The 380-nt window shown below is 36.3% G+C and carries 1 pseudogene; it reads left to right on the forward strand.

Annotation, left to right across the window (positions count from 1 at the left end):
• A pseudogene (locus HMPREF2701_RS00090) lies at positions 1-380 on the forward strand (helicase); the annotation flags it as partial.

Consider the following 380-nt stretch of genomic DNA (forward strand, 5'->3'; position numbering starts at 1 on the left):
GATAACATGTTAAAGATAACAGGTGAGGCACGGAAACTAGCTATTGATATGCGTTTATTGGACTCTAGCTATAGTCTAGCAGACAATCATAAACTGCTTCAGGTAGTGGATAATGTTGAAAGAATTTATCGTGAGGGAATGGAAAATAAGGCTACTCAGATGATTTTTTCAGATATTGGAACACCTAAGAAAAAGGACAATGGCTTTGATGTTTATTCTGAGATTAAGGCTTTATTAGTTGATAGAGGAATCCCTAGTAAGGAAATTGCCTTTGTACATGATGCCAATAGTGATGAAAAGAAGAATAGTTTATCTCGAAAGGTTAATGCAGGAGAAGTGCGTATCTTACTTGCCTCAACTGAAAAAGGAGGAACAGGTTT

It is taken from the genome of Streptococcus sp. HMSC077D04, from assembly GCF_001808785.1.
GTDB lineage: Bacteria > Bacillota > Bacilli > Lactobacillales > Streptococcaceae > Streptococcus > Streptococcus mitis_BX.